Source organism: Reinekea sp., assembly GCF_982785585.1.
The window spans coordinates 1-18,618 of the sequence record NZ_CEYAVF010000020.1 but is presented as its reverse complement, the minus strand read 5'-3'; the positions used below and the strand labels follow the sequence as shown (position 1 = coordinate 18,618).

At 51.8% G+C, this 18,618-nt stretch carries 18 protein-coding genes and 3 tRNA genes; 20 read left to right on the top strand and 1 reads right to left on the bottom strand.

Annotation, left to right across the window (positions count from 1 at the left end; all coding sequences use genetic code 11):
- Window positions 1-112: 112 nt before the first annotated feature.
- The 10 genes from AC4FIC_RS09430 (at window position 113) to AC4FIC_RS09385 (ending at window position 7,615) form a co-directional block, all read left to right on the top strand.
- A complete protein-coding gene (locus AC4FIC_RS09430; RefSeq protein ID WP_100256498.1) occupies window positions 113-463 on the top strand; it encodes a hypothetical protein in 351 nt (116 codons plus the stop codon).
- A gap of 143 nt (window positions 464-606) precedes the next feature.
- Window positions 607-1,065 (top strand): CinA family protein, encoded by a 459-nt coding sequence (locus AC4FIC_RS09425; protein ID WP_100256499.1) that lies wholly within the window; start codon window positions 607-609, stop codon window positions 1,063-1,065.
- A gap of 80 nt (window positions 1,066-1,145) precedes the next feature.
- Window positions 1,146-2,267 carry a recombinase RecA gene (gene recA / locus AC4FIC_RS09420; protein ID WP_100256500.1) on the top strand — a complete coding sequence of 374 codons (1,122 nt, stop codon included), beginning with the start codon at window positions 1,146-1,148 and terminating at the stop codon, window positions 2,265-2,267.
- Between the two features lie 62 nt (window positions 2,268-2,329).
- Window positions 2,330-2,791, top strand: coding sequence for a regulatory protein RecX (locus AC4FIC_RS09415; protein ID WP_145980236.1), 462 nt, complete (start codon window positions 2,330-2,332; stop codon window positions 2,789-2,791).
- Between the two features lie 103 nt (window positions 2,792-2,894).
- Window positions 2,895-5,501, top strand: coding sequence for an alanine--tRNA ligase (alaS, locus tag AC4FIC_RS09410; RefSeq protein WP_100256502.1), 2,607 nt, complete (start codon window positions 2,895-2,897; stop codon window positions 5,499-5,501).
- Window positions 5,502-5,519: 18 nt separating this feature from the next.
- Entirely contained in the window at window positions 5,520-6,752 is a 1,233-nt protein-coding gene (locus tag AC4FIC_RS09405; protein WP_100256503.1) for an aspartate kinase, read from the top strand.
- Window positions 6,753-6,973: 221 nt separating this feature from the next.
- Window positions 6,974-7,165, top strand: coding sequence for a carbon storage regulator CsrA (gene csrA, locus AC4FIC_RS09400; RefSeq protein ID WP_100256504.1), 192 nt, complete (start codon window positions 6,974-6,976; stop codon window positions 7,163-7,165).
- Between the two features lie 116 nt (window positions 7,166-7,281).
- A tRNA-Ser gene (locus AC4FIC_RS09395) sits at window positions 7,282-7,371 on the top strand.
- 20 nt (window positions 7,372-7,391) lie between these two features.
- Window positions 7,392-7,468: transfer RNA gene (locus AC4FIC_RS09390), tRNA-Arg, on the top strand.
- A 70-nt stretch (window positions 7,469-7,538) separates the two neighbouring features.
- Window positions 7,539-7,615: transfer RNA gene (locus tag AC4FIC_RS09385), tRNA-Arg, on the top strand.
- A 25-nt stretch (window positions 7,616-7,640) separates the two neighbouring features.
- Here AC4FIC_RS09385 and AC4FIC_RS09380 read toward each other — a convergent pair.
- Window positions 7,641-8,582, bottom strand: coding sequence for a tRNA-dihydrouridine synthase (locus AC4FIC_RS09380; protein WP_100256505.1), 942 nt, complete (start codon window positions 8,580-8,582; stop codon window positions 7,641-7,643).
- Window positions 8,583-8,886: 304 nt separating this feature from the next.
- Between AC4FIC_RS09380 and AC4FIC_RS09375 the strand changes: the two genes are divergently transcribed.
- The 10 genes from AC4FIC_RS09375 to AC4FIC_RS09330 all read left to right on the top strand — a co-directional run bounded on the left by AC4FIC_RS09375 (window position 8,887) and on the right by AC4FIC_RS09330 (window position 18,431).
- Window positions 8,887-9,120: an OadG family protein gene (locus AC4FIC_RS09375; RefSeq protein WP_100256506.1), complete on the top strand. Its 234-nt coding sequence runs from the start codon at window positions 8,887-8,889 to the stop codon at window positions 9,118-9,120.
- A 49-nt stretch (window positions 9,121-9,169) separates the two neighbouring features.
- The gene (gene oadA / locus AC4FIC_RS09370; RefSeq protein WP_100256507.1) at window positions 9,170-10,963 is read left to right on the top strand and encodes a sodium-extruding oxaloacetate decarboxylase subunit alpha; all 1,794 of its coding nucleotides are present in this window, start codon (window positions 9,170-9,172) and stop codon (window positions 10,961-10,963) included.
- Between the two features lie 13 nt (window positions 10,964-10,976).
- The gene (locus AC4FIC_RS09365) at window positions 10,977-12,107 is read left to right on the top strand and encodes a sodium ion-translocating decarboxylase subunit beta (RefSeq protein WP_100256508.1); all 1,131 of its coding nucleotides are present in this window, start codon (window positions 10,977-10,979) and stop codon (window positions 12,105-12,107) included.
- Window positions 12,108-12,293: 186 nt separating this feature from the next.
- Window positions 12,294-13,538 (top strand): hypothetical protein, encoded by a 1,245-nt coding sequence (locus AC4FIC_RS09360; RefSeq protein WP_100256509.1) that lies wholly within the window; start codon window positions 12,294-12,296, stop codon window positions 13,536-13,538.
- Window positions 13,535-14,233: an OmpA family protein gene (locus AC4FIC_RS09355; protein WP_100256510.1), complete on the top strand. Its 699-nt coding sequence runs from the start codon at window positions 13,535-13,537 to the stop codon at window positions 14,231-14,233. Before AC4FIC_RS09360 ends, AC4FIC_RS09355 begins: the two co-directional genes overlap by 4 nt.
- A gap of 4 nt (window positions 14,234-14,237) precedes the next feature.
- Entirely contained in the window at window positions 14,238-14,744 is a 507-nt protein-coding gene (locus AC4FIC_RS09350; protein WP_100256511.1) for a hypothetical protein, read from the top strand.
- A gap of 67 nt (window positions 14,745-14,811) precedes the next feature.
- A complete protein-coding gene (locus AC4FIC_RS09345) occupies window positions 14,812-15,651 on the top strand; it encodes a TRAP transporter TatT component family protein (protein ID WP_158524292.1) in 840 nt (279 codons plus the stop codon).
- 11 nt (window positions 15,652-15,662) lie between these two features.
- Window positions 15,663-16,652: a TRAP transporter substrate-binding protein DctP gene (gene dctP / locus AC4FIC_RS09340; RefSeq protein ID WP_100256513.1), complete on the top strand. Its 990-nt coding sequence runs from the start codon at window positions 15,663-15,665 to the stop codon at window positions 16,650-16,652.
- Between the two features lie 31 nt (window positions 16,653-16,683).
- Window positions 16,684-17,160 (top strand): TRAP transporter small permease, encoded by a 477-nt coding sequence (locus AC4FIC_RS09335; protein ID WP_227003764.1) that lies wholly within the window; start codon window positions 16,684-16,686, stop codon window positions 17,158-17,160.
- Window positions 17,157-18,431 (top strand): TRAP transporter large permease, encoded by a 1,275-nt coding sequence (locus AC4FIC_RS09330; RefSeq protein WP_100256515.1) that lies wholly within the window; start codon window positions 17,157-17,159, stop codon window positions 18,429-18,431. Before AC4FIC_RS09335 ends, AC4FIC_RS09330 begins: the two co-directional genes overlap by 4 nt.
- Window positions 18,432-18,618 lie beyond the last annotated feature (187 nt).

Below are 18,618 nucleotides of genomic sequence, written 5' to 3'. Positions count from 1 at the left end.
TGCAGTAATCTTGCCCAAGCCCTATTATGTTGGCCGAAAATTGCCAGGGACAACCGAACTGGCCGCTATTGGCATTGCCGCGCATAGGCATCGATTACTGGGAACAGGTTCAATGGATACAGAAACAGATAACGAATTCCAAAATCAAGCCATTACCGCGCTGGATAACCGGTTAATGGATGCGACCTGGAGCAACTACATCGATAAGAAGCAATTGCTTATCATGTATGTCGAGGCCAAGACGATACTGCGCCACCCGACCCCGAATAGAAAGCTTAATGCGATGGCCAAATCTTTGTTCGACACCAGCGTGCGAGTGGCACGCTGCCTGGCAATAGAGGCACCGGAAGCCAAGGTGACATTGAGCAAAGGTCGTGAGATTGAACTGGATGCCTTGGTGCTCTATGCCCAGGCAGAAAAGGAATTGAAACAGCTACATCTGATTGCCTTTCAAAAGCGCTGAGCCACCGCAACCAACAAGGGGCTAGCGGCCCTTTCGGGTCGTCACCCGCTATTCGAGATTGCAGCCCGCGGCGAAAGGTGGGTGACATCGTTGTTACCCTTAGATTGAACGATCGTGTTTTTTGAGGCCCCGGAGGTCAACCCTTGTTAGCTCAACTGGCGCAAACACTATTAGCACGCAAACTCACCCTCAGTTCGGTCGAATCATGCACCGGCGGCGGTTTGGCCGCCCAATGCACGGACTTGCCAGGCAGTTCGGCCTGGTTTCTCGGCAGCGTTGTGACCTATGCTAACTCGATGAAATTGCAATTGGGAGTTGATCCGCACGTTCTAGCCGAGCAGGGCGCGGTCAGCGCCGCTGTGGTCTCCGCGATGGCACAGAAGGGCCTAGAATATTGCGCCTCAGATTGGTGTGTCGCGATCAGTGGCGTCGCCGGTCCGGATGGTGGTAGTGCCGAAAAGCCGGTGGGCACTGTCTGGCTGGCCTGGGCCCAGGGCGATCAAGTCTGGTCAGAGCGCCAACTATTTTCCGGGTCGCGCCAGCAAATTCGCCAGCAGGCGATCGATCGGGCACTAGGCAAATTGCTTATATTATTAAATTAATTAAATTTTCACTTGTCAGCGTAAAGCGAAACCTGTAAAACTACTGTTTATACATACAGCATCTATTTTGGAAGAGACTCATGGATACCAATAAAGAAAAAGCATTAGCCGCCGCCCTAGGTCAAATTGAACGCCAATTCGGCAAGGGATCCGTTATGCGCATGGGCGATCAAGAGATTGTCGACATTCCAGCCATTTCGACAGGCTCGTTGGGTCTCGATATAGCCTTGGGCATAGGCGGTCTTCCTAAGGGGCGTGTGGTCGAAATCTACGGTCCTGAGTCGTCTGGTAAAACCACACTCACGCTACAGGTAATCGCTGAGGCCCAAAAGGCCGGCGGCACCTGCGCCTTTATTGATGCCGAGCATGCGCTCGATGTGCAGTATGCCGGCAAGCTCGGTGTGCAGGTCGACGACCTGTTAGTCTCGCAACCGGATACCGGTGAACAGGCCTTGGAAATTGCCGATATGTTGGTGCGTTCAAATGCCATTGATGTGATCGTAATTGACTCCGTCGCAGCGCTGGTGCCTAAGGCTGAGATCGAAGGTGAGATGGGCGATCATCACATGGGCCTGCAAGCCCGGTTGATGTCTCAAGCCTTGCGTAAAATCACCGGCAATATCAAGACGGCAAACTGCTTGGTTATCTTTATTAACCAGATTCGCATGAAAATAGGCGTGATGTTTGGTAACCCAGAAACCACAACCGGTGGTAATGCGCTAAAGTTTTACGCCTCCGTGCGACTCGATATTCGTCGCACTGGTACGATCAAGGATGGCGACGAGGTTATCGGCTCCGAGACACGCGTTAAGGTCGTTAAAAACAAGGTCGCTCCGCCCTTTAAACAGGCAGAGTTCCAGATTATGTACGGTAAGGGTATTTACCACATGGGTGAGGTCATCGACCTGGGCGTGAAGATTGGTTTGGTGGAGAAGTCCGGTGCCTGGTATGCCTATGCGGGTAATAAGATCGGTCAGGGCAAGGCCAATGCAGCTCGCTTCCTGACCGATAATCCTGAGATAGCCCAAGAGATCGAAGCCGCGGTGCGCTTAGAATACCTCAGCAAAGACTCGGTTGAGCCGAAGGCTACCGGTAAGGCCGCGAAAGACGCCAAGGCAAAAGATGCTAAGGCAAAGGACAAAGCTGCTGACAAGGCGCCCGAAATCGCCCTGGATGCCGCTACTGACACCAAGGACGTTTAAGTCTGACCTAGCCGTTAGCAGCTAAGCGTTGCTAACGGCCTTCACATGCTGGGATTAAGCGTTTGTCTATTTGGAACACGTCCTTAAACATCTTGGCTCGACGCGAACACTCCCGTTTTGAAATGCGGCGCAAGTTGCTGACCCGGTTTCCCGAAGAAGCTGACGAGATCGAAGCGGTGCTCGATCGTTTGGTGAGTCGAGACCTGCAGAGCGATGCACGCTTTGTCGGCCTCTGGTTGTCCATGCAGATTAACAGGTCCCGTGGCCCGATCCGCATTCGCTATGAAGCCCGCGCAAAAGGCGTTGAACAGCTAATCGACGCCGCCTTAGCTGAACGTGACATTGACTGGTTCGAACAGGCTTTAGACTGTGCCCAGCGCAAATTTCCTAGCGGCATTGCCGATGAACAACGCGCCAAGGCCTATCGCTTCTTAAGCTATCGTGGCTTTGAAACAGACGCCATTCATTACGCCTTAACGGAACTGCGCTTGAACCGGTCGACAAATTCATCCTTTGACGACTAAGATTCCGCTAGACTCACGCCTGTCGGTATTTCCTCGCGCAGGTCTTCTGTGTACTATTGGCAGCCTTTTGTCGCTGAAACCTCAATAGAGACTGTATTCCCTAATGAAAACCTCCGAAATACGCCGCCGCTTTCTAGATTATTATGCCCAAAATGGCCACCGTGTCGTGCCAGCAGGTTCACTGGTACCAGGTGATGACCCTACTCTGTTGTTCACCAATGCCGGCATGGTGCAATTTAAGGATGTTTTCCTGGGGACCGATCGGCGCGATTATGTCCGGGCAACCACAGCTCAGCGCTGTGTCCGGGCCGGCGGTAAGCACAACGATCTTGAAAATGTTGGCTATACCGCACGGCACCACACCTTTTTCGAGATGTTGGGTAATTTTAGCTTCGGCGACTATTTCAAACGCGAAGCAATTCAGTTTGCCTGGGGTTTCTTGACCGGGGAGCTAGGCCTGTCGAAAGACAAGCTTTGGGTCACCGTTTACAAGGACGACGACGAGGCAGCAGATATTTGGATTAATGAGATTGGCATTGATCCAAATCGCCTGTCGCGCTTAGGTGACAAAGACAATTTCTGGATGATGGGTGATACCGGTCCATGCGGCCCTTGTTCGGAGATATTTTACGACCATGGCGCCGATGTACCAGGTGGCCCGCCGGGCAGTCCCGATGACGATCTAGATCGCTATATCGAGATCTGGAACCTAGTCTTTATGCAGTATGATACCTTGGCCGATGGCACTCGGGTGCGCTTGCCGAAGCCGTCGGTGGATACCGGAATGGGCTTAGAGCGCTTGGCCGCCGTGCTGCAAAATGTGCACAGTAACTACGAGATCGACCTGTTTCAGAGCCTCATCAAGGCGGCAATGGCTGTCACCGGCTGCACCGATATAGAGAATCGATCGCTGCGCGTGATCGCCGACCACCTGCGTTCATCCGCCTTCTTGATTATCGATGGCATTAACCCCTCGAATGAAGGTCGCGGCTATGTGCTTCGGCGTATTATCAGGCGGGCTATTCGCCATGCCTATAAGCTTGGTTGTGATCAGCTGTTTATGTTTCGTCTGGTCGATAGCCTGGTCGCAGAAATGGGCGAAGCCTATCCCGATCTGGGTAAGCAGGCCGAGCAGGTCAAGAAGGTGATACGCAACGAGGAAGAGCAATTTGCCCGTACCTTGGAAAATGGCATGGCCATCCTGGAATCCGGCATTGCCGAGTTGAGCGGTAGCGAAATACCCGGCAACCTGGTGTTCAAACTCTATGACACCTTTGGCTTTCCCGCTGATTTAACCGCCGATGTGGCACGCGAAAAAAATCTGACCGTGGATATGACCGGATTCGACCAGCTGATGGCCGAGCAGCGCATTCGTGCCAAGTCAGCCAATAAATTCAAACTGGATCGTGATATTGATCTCGATCTGGCAGGTCAAACCGTCTTTCTGGGTTATCAGTCATTATTTGGCGATGGCACCGTGCTGAAGTTACTGCGCGATGGTGTCGATGTTCAAGCCCTGAGCGCCGGTGAGACGGGCATGGTGATACTCGATGCGACGCCGTTCTACGCCGAGTCAGGCGGTCAGGCGGGCGACCGTGGGCAACTGAGCACAGGGCAAAGTCAACTTAAGGTCACAGCCTGTAATAAATTACAGGGCCATCACTTGCATCAGGTGCTTGTCGAGCAGGGGTCCATCAGCGTTGGCGATCAGGTTTCGGGCCAGGTGGTGCGCGAAGAACGCCTCAATACCGCTCGACATCATAGCGCGACCCATCTGATGCACGCCGCCTTACGCCAACTCCTGGGCGATCACGTGCAGCAGCGTGGATCGCTGGTGACCTTTGATAAACTGCGCTTCGATTTCTCGCACTTAGAAAGTGTGAGTCGACCGCAGTTACGAGCCATTGAGCAGCTGGTTAATCAACAGATTTTGGCCAACACTGCCGTGCTAACGGAATTAACCGACATAGATTCGGCACGCGAGTCGGGCGCCATGGCATTATTCGGTGAAAAATATGCCGATGAAGTGCGGGTTCTCTCGATGGGCGAAAATGGCTTTTCCAAAGAGCTCTGTGGTGGCACCCACGTGGAGCGGACCGGCGACTTGGGACTGTTTCGCATCCTCTCGGAAAGTGGAATCGCGGCTGGCGTGCGGCGTATTGAGGCCGTAGTAGGGCCATACGCCCTGGCACAACTTTACCAGCAGGACGACTTGGTTGTGGAGCTGCAGCAGGTATACAAGTGTGCACCGGAACAGTTAAGTGACAAGGCTCAGCAAGCGCAGGCGCATGTCAAAGAGTTGGAAAAAGAGATTCAACGGCTGGCGGCTAAACAGGCCGCAGCCATGGCCGGCGACCTGGAGACTAAGGCGGTCGATGTGGGCGGGGTCAAGGTACTCGCAGTGCAGCTCAAGGGTATCGATACCAATGCGTTGCGCACGACTATGGATCAGCTTAAGTCATCCTTGGGCAGTGCGATTATCGTGATCGCTGCGGTTAACGACGACAAGGTTCAATTGGCGGCAGGCGTTACCAAGGATCTGGTCGGGCGCGTTAAGGCTGGCGACCTGGTTCGAGAACTCGGAGCGCTGATGGGTGCTAAGGGTGGTGGCAAGCCTGATATGGCAATGGCCGGCGGCGGAGACGTGACAAAGTTGCAGTCTGCTTTGGATCGGGCCGAGCCATGGGTCCGAGAGAAACTCGGAGCCTAGGCGACTAGAGGATTTAATATGGCGCTTTACGTACAGAAATTTGGCGGGACCTCTGTCGGTACCGTTGAACGTATTCAAGCCGTGGCGGCAAAGATCAAGTCATTTCGGGCCCAAGGGCACGATATTGTGGCGGTAGTATCGGCAATGAGCGGCGAGACTAATCGACTGCTGGGGTTAGCTAACGGTCTATCCGACAACCCGTCTCCGCGCGAAATTGATGTGCTGGTCTCGACCGGTGAGCAGGTTACTATCGCCCTGCTCACTATGGCGCTCCAGGAGCTCGACTGCGATGCCAAGTCCTATACTGGCGACCAGATCAAGATATTGACCGACAGTGCTCACACCAAAGCCCGTATCAAAGACATAGATGTCAAGACACTACAAGCCGACCTGCACAAGGGTCGGGTTGTAGTGGTCGCAGGATTTCAGGGCGTCGACGAGCACGGCAACATGACGACATTGGGTCGCGGCGGGTCAGATACCTCCGCTGTGGCCATCGCCGCTGCCCTCAAAGCTGATGAGTGTCAGATTTACACCGATGTCGACGGGGTTTATACCACCGACCCTAGAGTGGTTGCCCAGGCGCGTCGGTTGAATAAAATAACATTTGAAGAAATGTTGGAAATGGCCAGTTTAGGGTCTAAAGTTCTGCAGATTCGCGCTGTCGAATTTGCCGGAAAGTATCGGGTGCCCCTGCGGGTCTTGTCCAGTTTTGTCGAGGGTGAGGGCACCCTCATCACATTTGAGGGTGATCATAAGATGGAACAGCCGGTAATATCAGGCATTGCGTTTAACCGTGATGAAGCAAAGTTAACCTTGGTAGGTGTCCCGGACATTCCAGGTGCGGCCAGTCGAATCCTCGGTCCGGTCAGTGCGGCGAATATTGAAGTCGATATGATCGTACAAAACGTCGCCGACGATAAGACCACAGACTTCACCTTCACGGTGAATCGCAGTGATTATCAGCAAGTTACCCGAGTGCTTGAATCGGTGGCGGTTGATTTGGGCGCGCAAGCCGTGCGGGGTAACGACTCCATCGCCAAGGTGTCGATTGTCGGGGTTGGTATGCGCTCCCATGCTGGGGTGGCCAGTCGAATGTTCGATGCCCTGGCGGCTGAAAGTATTAATATATTGATGATCTCGACTTCTGAAATAAAGGTGTCTGTGGTTATAGAGGAAAAATACTTGGAACTCGCTGTGCGGGCTTTGCATACGGCATTCGATTTGGATAGCGAAAACGATATAGAATAGGCAGGATGGTTGTTCTGATGGCTTTTATGCAATGAAGTGGCAGTGGCTGTAGCGGTCTATGTTTCGAAAAGAGGGCCACTCTATCCTTTTTTTGTATTTGTCGCCGATTAGGCTTTATTTTTTTTGACTGTAGTCGATACTAATCATGATTGTTGATCTTTTGCCCTGTGCGTCGGGCAACTGGAAAACAGGAATGTTCCAGTATAAGTAGGAGAAGGTAGATGTTAATTTTAACTCGTCGTGTTGGTGAAACCTTAATGATTGGGGATGAGGTTACCGTGACGGTGCTAGGCGTAAAGGGCAATCAGGTGCGTATCGGTGTAAATGCGCCGAAAGACGTCGCCGTGCATCGAGAAGAAATTTACCAACGCATACAGCGCGAATTAGAGGCTCCTGAACAACCCGAAGACTAATCTGCGGTCGCATCTGGATCCATGGGCAGCGGTGAATTAATTCGCTAATGTGTTAATTTTATTGAAGTTTTTCTTTTCATTTCAATAAAACATGGTAATATGCGCGCCGTTGCTTGGGAGAGATGGCCGAGTGGCTGAAGGCGCGCCCCTGCTAAGGGCGTAAGGGCGAAAGCTCTTCGAGGGTTCGAATCCCTCTCTCTCCGCCAACATTAGGTTTTAGAAATAAGCGCCCGTAGCTCAGCTGGATAGAGTACTTGGCTACGAACTAAGGGGTCGCACGTTCGAATCGTGCCGGGCGCACCATTTCTCGATGATCTCACCTAGTACAGGGGGTCTGGAAAATCTAAATTTTTATAAAAATCTGTACTGTTATGCGCCCGTAGCTCAGCTGGATAGAGTACTTGGCTACGAACTAAGGGGTCGCACGTTCGAATCGTGCCGGGCGCACCATCCCCTCCCAAATTTCAATCTCCCATTACTTACATAATTCTTGCTCGATTCGGGCCGTTATCTGCGTTATATCAGTCAGTCGACGTATATCCATAAACAGCACCAAAGCTTCTGGATAGATTTCTTTAAGATAATGCAGCCACTGCTTTAACCGTCCTGAACAGTATTTCTCGCCCATCTCAGCTTGCACCATAGCCCAAAACTCGCGCACCAGGTCCAGCATCATTGACCAGCTTTCGATCTGATCGCTATTGGCCTTTATGTGTCTTGCGAGCCATGGCTGACGAATCGCGCCGCGCCCCAGCATAAGGTGATCACAGCCGCCCTCAGTCAAGGCCCTGCGGGCATCTTGGTTGTTCCAAATTTCACCATTGATGATGACCGGGATCGGTATGCGGTCGCGCAATTCGCCAACCAAATGCCAATAGGCCGGCGGAACATAGCCCTGCGCCTTGGTGCGGGCGTGGATGGTGAGCTCATCAGCGCCAGCCTGGACAATGGCATCGGCACATTCATGCATCAGGTTGCTATCATTGAAGCCTAGGCGCATCTTCGCAGACGTGATATGACCAGCTGGAACGGCATCCTTGACCGCCTTGACGACCCGATACAGGGTTTCCGGCTCATTTAGCAGAACGGCGCCGCCCTTGCTCTTATTGACCGTCTTACTCGGGCAGCCAAAGTTTAGATCGACACCCTGGGAGCCCAGTTCGATAGCTCGTTTAGCATTGAGTGCCAATGCATCGGGCTGGCTACCCAGTAGCTGCAGCCGGACGGGGGTGTCATCCGCGGTCCGGCCTTTGTTGCGTAATTCCGGAGCGTTTCGATAAAAAACATGCGCCGGCAATAGTTGATCCACGACCCGAATAAACTCAGTAATCACCAAGTCATAACCGCCCGTTTTGGCAATAAGTTTGCGCAGGTAAAAGTCAGCTAAACCTTCCATTGGGGCAAGATAGATTTTCATGTAAATCGGGAAGCCTTTAAAAAGCCCGCATCATAGGATAAATCGCTGCTCAAGGCGAGTGCCGACCCCGCCGCATCGGGGTCCAGCTTCGATGTGCGAAATGTGTTTTGATCGCCACCAGCACCGTGCCAGGGAAGAGACCTGCAAGGCATTATTGCAAGAATTGCAGGGGTTCCAGTTATTGCGTGGTTTCATACCTTTAAGGTATTCTATGCGCGCTTTGGTTGTCGCGCCTAGGCTCGAATTGAATCAAATAAGTATTAATGTATCGCTGGTTTTCTAAGTCTTACAAGGACTAACCCTTATGTCAGAACTTATGCGGGACAGTCTAGACCTCATGGTAATGGGGATGGGCACTGTTTTCGTCTTTCTTGCACTCTTGGTATTGGCCACCACTGCGATGTCGCAAATTATTAGGCGCATGCCCGGAACGAATGAGCTAGAGAACGCTCAAACCGCCGCCAAACGGACTAATAATAACGATCTGACCGAGGTTGCCGCCGTCGCTGCAGCCGTGTCGAAAGTGCATAAAGGTTAAAATCATTAGCTGTTTTGACCAACAATAAGATTCCGAAAGGTGAGATTCGATGACTACGAAAAAGAACCCTGTAAAAATTACTGATGTGGTTTTGCGAGACGCCCATCAGTCTCTGTTCGCAACCCGATTGCGAATCGATGACATGCTGCCAATTTGTGAAAAGCTGGATCAGGTGGGTTACTGGTCATTAGAAACTTGGGGCGGTGCAACCTTTGACTCGTGCATTCGGTTCCTCGGCGAAGATCCTTGGGATCGTATTCGCGAACTGAAGAAAGCGATGCCGAAAACGCCTCAGCAGATGCTCCTGCGCGGCCAAAACCTGCTCGGTTATCGCCATTACGCTGATGACGTGGTCGACTCCTTTGTTGAACGTGCGGTGAAGAACGGCGTCGATGTGTTTCGAGTATTCGATGCCATGAACGACCCACGTAACCTGCAGCGCGCAATGGCCGCTGTCGTCAAACAAGGCGCGCACGCTCAAGGTACTATTTCGTATACCACAAGCCCTGTGCATCGAACCGAAAATTGGTTGTCACTGGCCAAGCAAATCGAAGATATGGGCGCTGATTCGATCGCGATCAAAGACATGTCGGGTATCTTAACGCCCTATGATGCCTTCGAACTGGTCACCAAGCTAAAAGCCAGTCTGGATATCCCGGTCGCTCTGCATTGCCATGCGACTTCCGGCTTGTCGTCCATGACCTTGCTGAAAGCCGTCGAGGCCGGCATTGACCACATCGATACCGCAATTTCTTCGATGTCGATGACCTACGGCCATTCACCTACCGAGTCGTTGGTTGCTGCCCTACAGGGTACCGATCGAGATCCAGGCTTAGATATAACCCTATTAGAAGAGATTGCTGCCTATTTTCGTGAGGTGCGAAAAAAATATGCCCCGTTCGAAGGTCAGTTGCGCGGGGTCGATTCGCGTATCCTGATTGCTCAAGTGCCAGGCGGCATGTTGACCAATATGGAAGGCCAGTTAAGAGAGCAGGGCGCTGCCGACCGCTTTGATGAAGTGCTGGCCGAGATCCCGCGGATTCGTAAAGATCTAGGTTACATCCCATTGGTCACCCCAACATCGCAAATTGTCGGGACCCAAGCCGTACTCAATGTATTGACCGGCGAACGTTATAAATCCATATCCAAAGAGACCCAAGCCATCCTCAAGGGCGAGTACGGTTCGGCACCGGCCGCTTTCGACGCGGCGTTACAGGCTAAGGTGCTGGCCGGTCAAGCGGCCGTTACCTGTCGTCCAGCAGATCTAATTGACAATGAAGTGGAACGCTTAACGGAAGAGTTGCATGCTTTGGCGAAAGAAAAAGATTTCCCTCTCGCCGATAACGCCCTTGATGACGTTTTGACCTATGCACTCTTTCCGCAAATTGGTCTGAAATTCCTACAAAACCGTGGCAATCCGGATATGTTTGAACCCGCCCCCACGCTGACGGCGTCGACTCAGGCCAGCACTGCTGAAGCCGCGGTCTATACCGTCGCAGTGAATGGTAAGTCCTATGTCGCCTCCGTGGACGCAGCAGGTGCTGTCGCGGTGACAATCAATGGTAAAACCTATCTCACTGAGGTCACCAAAGGAGGTGATGTCGCAGCGATTGCGGCAACCTCGGCCGCCAGTGGCTTCGAGATTCCGGCGCCATTAGCGGGCAATATCTTTAAGGTTCTGGTTAAACCAGGCGATGTGGTTGAAGAAGGGCAAGTCGTTATCATTCTCGAAGCAATGAAGATGGAGACGGAGGTAAGTTCACCTCAGGCTGGGACTGTAAGCAGTATTACCATTAAAGATGGTGATTCGGTTTCTGTTGGCGATATCTTGATTACACTTTAAGGAGTCGCCTGGAATGGAAAAATTTCAACAACTACTGCTGGATTCTGGACTGGCCAATTTAACGCCGGGCCAGCTATTGATGATGATCGTCGGTCTGGTGCTCATTTATCTAGCGATTGCCAAACGTTTTGAACCGCTACTTCTGCTGCCTATCGGTTTTGGTACTCTATTGGTCAATATACCAGGCGCGCAGATGGGCGGGGACGAGGGTCTGTTGCACTATATCTCTGAAGTGGGCATTCACACCGGTGTCTTCCCATTGCTCATTTTCATGGGCGTTGGGGCAATGACCGATTTCGGACCGATGTTGGCCAATCCAAAGACCCTATTATTGGGCGCGGCGGCACAGTTCGGCATATTCGGTACCATCATTGGTGCAACCTGGATGACCTCGATGGGTTGGGTCGATTTTTCACTGCAGGATGCCGCCGCCATCGGCATCATCGGTGGCGCGGACGGGCCGACGTCAATCTTTGTCGCCAGTCGCTTGGCACCGGACTTGCTCGGTGCGATCGCCGTTGCTGCCTATAGCTATATGGCGCTGGTGCCGATCATTCAGCCGCCGATCATGAAACTACTGACCACCGAAGCAGAACGCAAGATCAAGATGGAGCAGTTGCGCGTTGTAACCAAACGGGAAAAGATCGTATTTCCGTTAGTGGTCCTGTTTCTGGTCGCCATGTTCCTGCCGTCCGCGGCCCCGCTGCTGGGTATGTTTTGTCTGGGTAACCTGATGAAAGAGAGCACCGTAGTTGATCGCCTAAGTGACACGGCCCAAAATGCTCTGATGAATATAGTCACCATTATGCTGGGTTTGGCCGTCGGCTCGAAAATGAGTGCCGAAGCTTTCCTGAATTTTGAAACCATGGGTATTTTGGCTCTGGGTTTAAGTGCGTTCTGTGTCGGTACTGCGGCGGGCATTCTAATGGCCAAGCTGATGAACCTCTTTATCAAGATCCCCATCAACCCCCTGATTGGTTCAGCCGGTGTTTCGGCCGTACCGATGGCGGCTCGGGTGTCCAATAAGGTCGGGCTTGAAGCAAATAATCAGAATTTCCTATTGATGCACGCTATGGGGCCTAACGTAGCCGGTGTTATCGGCTCCGCCGTCGCCGCTGGGGTAATGTTGTCTTACTTTGGCTGATCGTTCTGTTCATATAGCATGACCGTTGATGCGCTTATCGACTCCGATAAGTGCGTCTGGCCCTTCTGTTAGAAGCGTTGTTACCCCTCTGCACATACTAATCTTCTGTTTCAATTCGCAACTCTTTTACCCTAGCCTCGCACAATGGCATACTGGCATGCTACCGACTCATCAATGGGCTCATGCATGGAACTGTTGCAATCCTTTTCAACCCTGACCTGGATCATAATGGGCGCTATAGGGCTCTTGTTGGCCTACTTTCATGGACCCGTCTATTCGGCCCATACCGCCAACTATTCGCCCAGTATTCTCACCAGTATGGGTATTTTCGGTACCTTTCTCGGGGTTGCCTTGGGCCTAAATGAATTTGATACCAACTCCATAGAAGATAGTGTGCCGCAATTGCTCGAAGGCCTGAAAACTGCCTTCTGGACCTCTATTGCCGGGCTATTGGGTGCTTTGTCGATTAAGTTTCGCTATGCCGTAGCCAGCATGCGGGTTCGTTCGCATCGCGAATCTAAACTGACCGCGACGATGGACGATCTTGCTTGGCATTTGGAACGCATCGCCAACTCAGTCAGCCAAGAGGGCCAAGTAGACTGGATAGAATGGCGCGAACAGCACGCTGTTAGTCAGGCAGAGCAGCATCGGGAACTTATCGAGACCCTGACCCATTACCAGAGCAAGATGACCGAAGCCAATCGATCTGCCTTGGAAGAAGCCATCAGCCATGTGATGCGCGAATTTAATACCCGTATCGAAGAACAGTATGGCGACAATTTCAAGAAACTGAACGAGGCCGTGGGTCAGATGATGCTCTGGCAAAGTGGTCACAAGGGCCAATTAGAGGATCTAATGGCCGCCAACGAACGCAGCGCAAAATCAACGACCATTGCGGCAGAGGCCTTTGAGAAACTGATCACCCAGACTCAGTCCTTTACCTCGGTTGCCTCGGATATGGAAACCCTGTTAAACGCGCTGCAGAGCCAAAGTCAAAATCTGCGCGAGTATCTGACCACCTTTACCTCGATGATCGTAGACGCTCAGCAGGGTCTGCCGCAGCTTGAAAGCCGAATTATGATGCTCACCACCGGGCTGCATGAGGTTGTTGAGGCGCAATCTGGTCAGATGAAGACGCTGCTGGAACAGACAGCCGGCGGCATTCGCGATACCAGTGAACGCGTCAGTCAACTGTTGATCGAGGGTACAGAGCGCTCTCAGAAGGCCATGGGCGTGCAATTGACCAGTCTGTTGGAGCAAAATAATCTGCAATTGGCGACGTTGGAAAAGGGTATGGAAGACGAGCTTAAAAAGGCTCTGACGACCTTTGGTTATCAGCTTACGGCCCTATCTGAGAAGTTTGTCAACGATTACGTGCCGCTGACCGACAGGCTGCAAGAGCTGCTGACGGCGGTAGAGATTAAAAAATGAACAACAATGAAGAGCATATCGAGCAGGAGGAGCATTGGGTCTCGGTCAGTGATCTGATGGCTGGACTGATGATGGTGTTTCTGCTGATTGCCATTGTGTTTATGGTTAACGCCGAACGCGAGCGTAATAAGGTACGCGATGTAGCCGTGCTCTACGATCGATTGCGGACTCAGCTGTACCAAGATTTACTCACCGAGTTTGCGCCTGACCTGGAACAATGGGGTGCTGAAATCAATCCGGATCTGAGTATTCGATTTGGCCGACCGGAACTGATTTTCGATAGGGGCGCTAATAAGCTCAAAACCGGTTTTGAGGACATTCTGCAGGACTTCTTTCCCCGCTACCTGGGCATCATCACCTCGGTGAAATATCGTGACGATATCGCCGAAGTTCGCATCGAGGGTCACACCTCCAGCGGCTGGCTCGGACAGGAAGAAGATTCCGCCTATATTCTAAATATGGGTTTGAGTCAGGAACGAACTCGTTCGACTCTCGATTACCTTTTATTACTGCCCGAGGTTCAACAGGAAAAATACTGGCTGAAGGCCCATATGACCGCCAATGGTCTGTCGTCTTCCAAGCCGATACTCAGCTTGGGCGGTGAAGAAGACCGCGAGCGCTCTAGGCGCGTGGAATTTAGACTGCGAACCGATGCCGAGAGTCGTATCGCCGCTATCCTAGAGAGTTATCAATAGCCCTATGGCCTTACCCGATTTTACCGAATTCGAACCCTTTAACAGTTTGCGGGCCCAGATGGGCACCGACCGGCTGGGTTTCTTTGAGCTTTTTGATCCGACCTTACATTTGACTGGCATTGAGCGCTCTGAGTTAGCCCATCAGGGTTTGACGTTATCCCGGCGTGAGGTCAGATGCCTGTTAGACTTCACCCTGGTGTATAAGAATTCGCGGCTCATTGTGCTGGAGGGCCAGCGCTATCACCTAGCGGTATGTCCAGACCTGCCGGTTAGTGACATTTTGCACATCAGTACGTCCTTGATTGCCTTTGGCGGTGCCGCTAGCGTCTGCCCGGCTTGCCTACAAACACTCCAATATCAGGGCTATGACGCACAAAAGGCGCGCAAGGAGAGTTATAGCCGTCAGGTGCTGGAAGACTTTAGTTTGGACCAGTTTTGGACCAGTTTTCATCTCTATCCGGTATCAGAGAAGCGAGACATACGTAAAAGATTGCCCATGAGTGAAAGTTGACCCCTTTACAGCCTTTGTTTTGGTTATAATGCCGCAAAATATTAATTTGGATTTCAGGGTAATCCCTATGGTGAAGACAATAATACTGTTAGCAACATGCCTAGGTTTATCCGCGTGTGCCACGACCCGGCTGCCAGCAAACCTCTCTAGTGCAATTTTAAACAGCGACGACCTAGTCACGGTAAATGACGGCCTTCCAGCCTATTTACTGATGATTGACGCCTTGTCCGCAACCTATCCGAAGAGTGAAAGCCTGCATCTGACCGCAGCGTCACTCAATGGTTCTTATGCCGGGGTTTTTGTCCCGGATAAACAAAAGGTGCGAAAAAAACGAATGTCTGAGAAGGCCTTAAAGCATGCGCAGATCGCTTTCTGTCTCTACGACAAAACAGCGTGCGACCTGCAGAGCGCCGATCCAGACGGCTTTGCGGGGCGTATTGCACAGTGGAACGGCGTCGATGATTTACCCTATCTGTATGCCTTGGGCACCAGTTGGGCCAGCTATATACAGGCCAATACCGATGATTGGCTGGTGATTGCCCAGCTGGGCCAGGCCGAGTCTGTTTTGAAGCAGGTAGTGAGCATTGAGCCAGAGTATGAAAAGGGCACGGCATTAGTCTATCTGGGTGTAATGGCCAGTGTTCTGCCACCGAGCCTAGGCGGTAAACCCGATATAGCCCAAGCCTATTTTGAAGCCGCTCTGGCAGCGGGCAAAAACGAAAACCTTATTATTCACGTGTACTATGCAGCCGAGTTTGCTCGTCTGATGTTTGACCAAGAGCTTCACGATAACTTGCTTCAGCAAGCGTTAAGCCTCGATCCGTATGTTGAAGGCTATACCTTGCAGAATGTGTTTGCCCAACAGCAGGCCCAACAGCTGCTTGAATCATCGAACGATTATTTTTGATAGAGGTTTTTATGTTCCGAACGCCGATTATATTGGCCATGTCCCTGCTGTTTTGCACTGGTGTGCAGGCGACGGTGTTTAAGATTTCGACCGAGTACCCAGATGGCAACGCCGTTTTAAACGAATTGCGCGCTGTGGGCGAGCGCATTGAGGCGCAAACAGAAGGCCGGGTCACCTTTAAATTTTATCCGGGTGGCGTGATGGGTGATGGCACTGCGGTGCAGCGCAAAATTCGCATCGGTCAATTGCATGGCACCTTTATTCACAGTGGAGCCTTGGCTGAATCCTATAAAAACTCTCAGGTCTTGAATGCCCCGCTGTTGTTTCGCGACTTTGACGAGGTTGACGCCGTCAGAGCGGAATTTGATCCAATCCTGAATCAGGGTTTTATTGACAGCGGCTGGCACACCTATGGTCTGATTGAGGGCGGCTTTGCCTATGCCATGACTGCCGTCCCAGCGACCGATATCGAGACCCTAAAGAGCCAAAAGCTCTGGTTGCCGGCCAACGATCCCTTTTCTGAAAAAATAGCCAGGGCCTTCGATATCAGCCCGATCGTTTTGAACATCGGTGATGTTCTTACGGCATTGCAGACCGGCGCTATCGACGCGATTGTGACACCTCCAGTGGGCGCCATTACTCTGCAATGGTACAGCCGAACTAAATATCTCACCGACGCCCCCTTTATGTACACCTATGGGGTGATCGCCTTGGCTGAGAAAGCCGTGCAGCGACTCAGCGAGGCTGATCAAGAAATTTTGGCAGCCGAACTCACCGCATCCAGTAAAACGCTCGACACCATGGCTCGTAGTGATAACTTAACGGCCTTCACCGCGCTGGAGTCACTGGGCATTAACATCGTCCAACTGGTCCCGGAAGTGCGTGCTGCGTTTGAACAGGAAGCTGCACAGGCAACTGAAAAGTTGATCGAGTCAGGGGAAATTGAACAGGCCCTCTATGATCGTATAGTGGTCGTACTGGATCGTATTCGAAATCCATAAAACCGTCTTATAGATGGGAATTGAGGTTGGTTTGTTAAAAAAAATAGGCGATTTTTGGGCCTTGACCGAACGCATGGCGCTGGTTGCGGTATTGCTGTCGATGATTGGCTTCGCCGTACTGCAAATAGTCCTGCGCAATGTCTTTGACAGCAGCTTGTTTTGGATTGATCCCCTCAATCGCCTGTTGGTACTCTGGTTGGCGATACTCGGTGCTATGGTCGCCACCCGAGAGCAGGAACATATCTCAATTGACGTGCTTAGACATTACGCCTCGGGTGTTGGCCTACTTCTATTGGTACGCCTGACATCCGCCTTTGCTGCCCTGGTCTGTGGCCTAATGACCTACCATTCGGCCCGCTTTGTCTACTATGAAATGATTGAGCAGATGCCCACCTTCTCTAACCTCCCGGCCTGGCCTTTTGAACTGATCATGCCGCTCGGGTTTTTAGTGATGACCCTTCGGTTTGCTTTGGCGGCCATTATACCCAAACAGGTTATGCCATCATGAGCGCTGCACTATCCGGCTTACTACTGCTCGCCGCGCTGATTGGGGCGCCACTTTTTACCATTATCTTAGGTGGCGCTGCGTTGGGCTTTTGGAGCTCGGGCATCGATCTGATGGTCCTGCCCATTGAGCTTTATCGATTAACTGAAAACACCCTGCTAATGGCCCTGCCGCTCTTTACCTTTGCCGGCTACCTACTCAGTGAAAGTAAGACCGCCGATCGCTTAGTGCGCCTGTCTGAAGCGGCCCTAGGTTGGCTGCCCGGTGGTATGGTGTTGATATCCCTGCTGGCGTGCGCGTTTTTTACCATGTTGACCGGCGGATCTGGTGTCACCATCGTGGCCCTGGGCGCCTTACTGGTCCCGGCTTTGAAGCAGGCCGGCTATACCGATAAGTTTGCCATTGGGCTGGTCACCACCTCCGGTAGTATGGGGTTGCTGTTGCCGCCGGCCATCCCACTGATACTCTATGGGATTGTTGCCCAACAGATGAATGTTGCCGTAAATATACAGGACCTCTTTATTGCCGGACTCATTCCGGCATTTCTGATGATTCTGTCATTGTGGGGTTATGGCTTATGGAGTCAGCGGCACCAGATCATCCCGCTCATCCCGTTTAACTGGCGCACTCTGATTAAAGAAGCTAAGAATTCAAAATGGGAGCTCGGGATCCCGTTAATCGTCCTGGGCGGCCTGCTGTCCGGTTGGCTGGTGATTTCTGATATAGCCGCGATCACCGCCCTCTATGTTCTGATCGTTGAGGTGTTTATCTACAAGGATGTGTCACTCAAGGCCTTACCCCGCATTGCTACCGAGGCCATGAAAATGGTTGGCGGTATTCTGCTTATCTTGGGTGTGGCCTTGGCCTTTACCAATCTGTTGGTCGACATGGAGATGCCCGCCAAGGTATTTGACTGGGTCAAGGCCAATATTGATAGCCGTTGGGCCTTCTTATTGTGCCTCAACATTGGCCTGCTGGCGTTAGGTGCCATCCTAGACATATTTGCAGCGTTGATCATCATTGTACCGTTAATATTGCCAGTGGCATTGGAATACGGTATTGACCCTATCCATTTAGGCATCATCTTTGTTGCCAATATGCAGATTGGTTATTTTACCCCGCCAGTCGGTATGAACCTCTTTATTGCCAGCTATCGCTTTAAGAGGCCTATTACCGAGCTCTATAGGGCGACCATTCCGATGATGTTTGTGTTGCTGTTCGTGGTCTTGGTGATCACCTATTGGCCAGAAATGGTTTTGTTTTTAGTGCGCTAGTTATTTTCGGGTGAGAGTCAGCTAAATGTTTGACTTCATTAAGAAAAACTATACAATGCGCGTCACTTTTAGGAAGCTTAGAACTTGTTTTAGGCGCCCAAAAGGGGTCGGAAGACGTTAAATTTAGCGTTATGGGTGTGTAGCTCAGTTGGGAGAGCATCGCCCTTACAAGGCGAGGGTCAGCGGT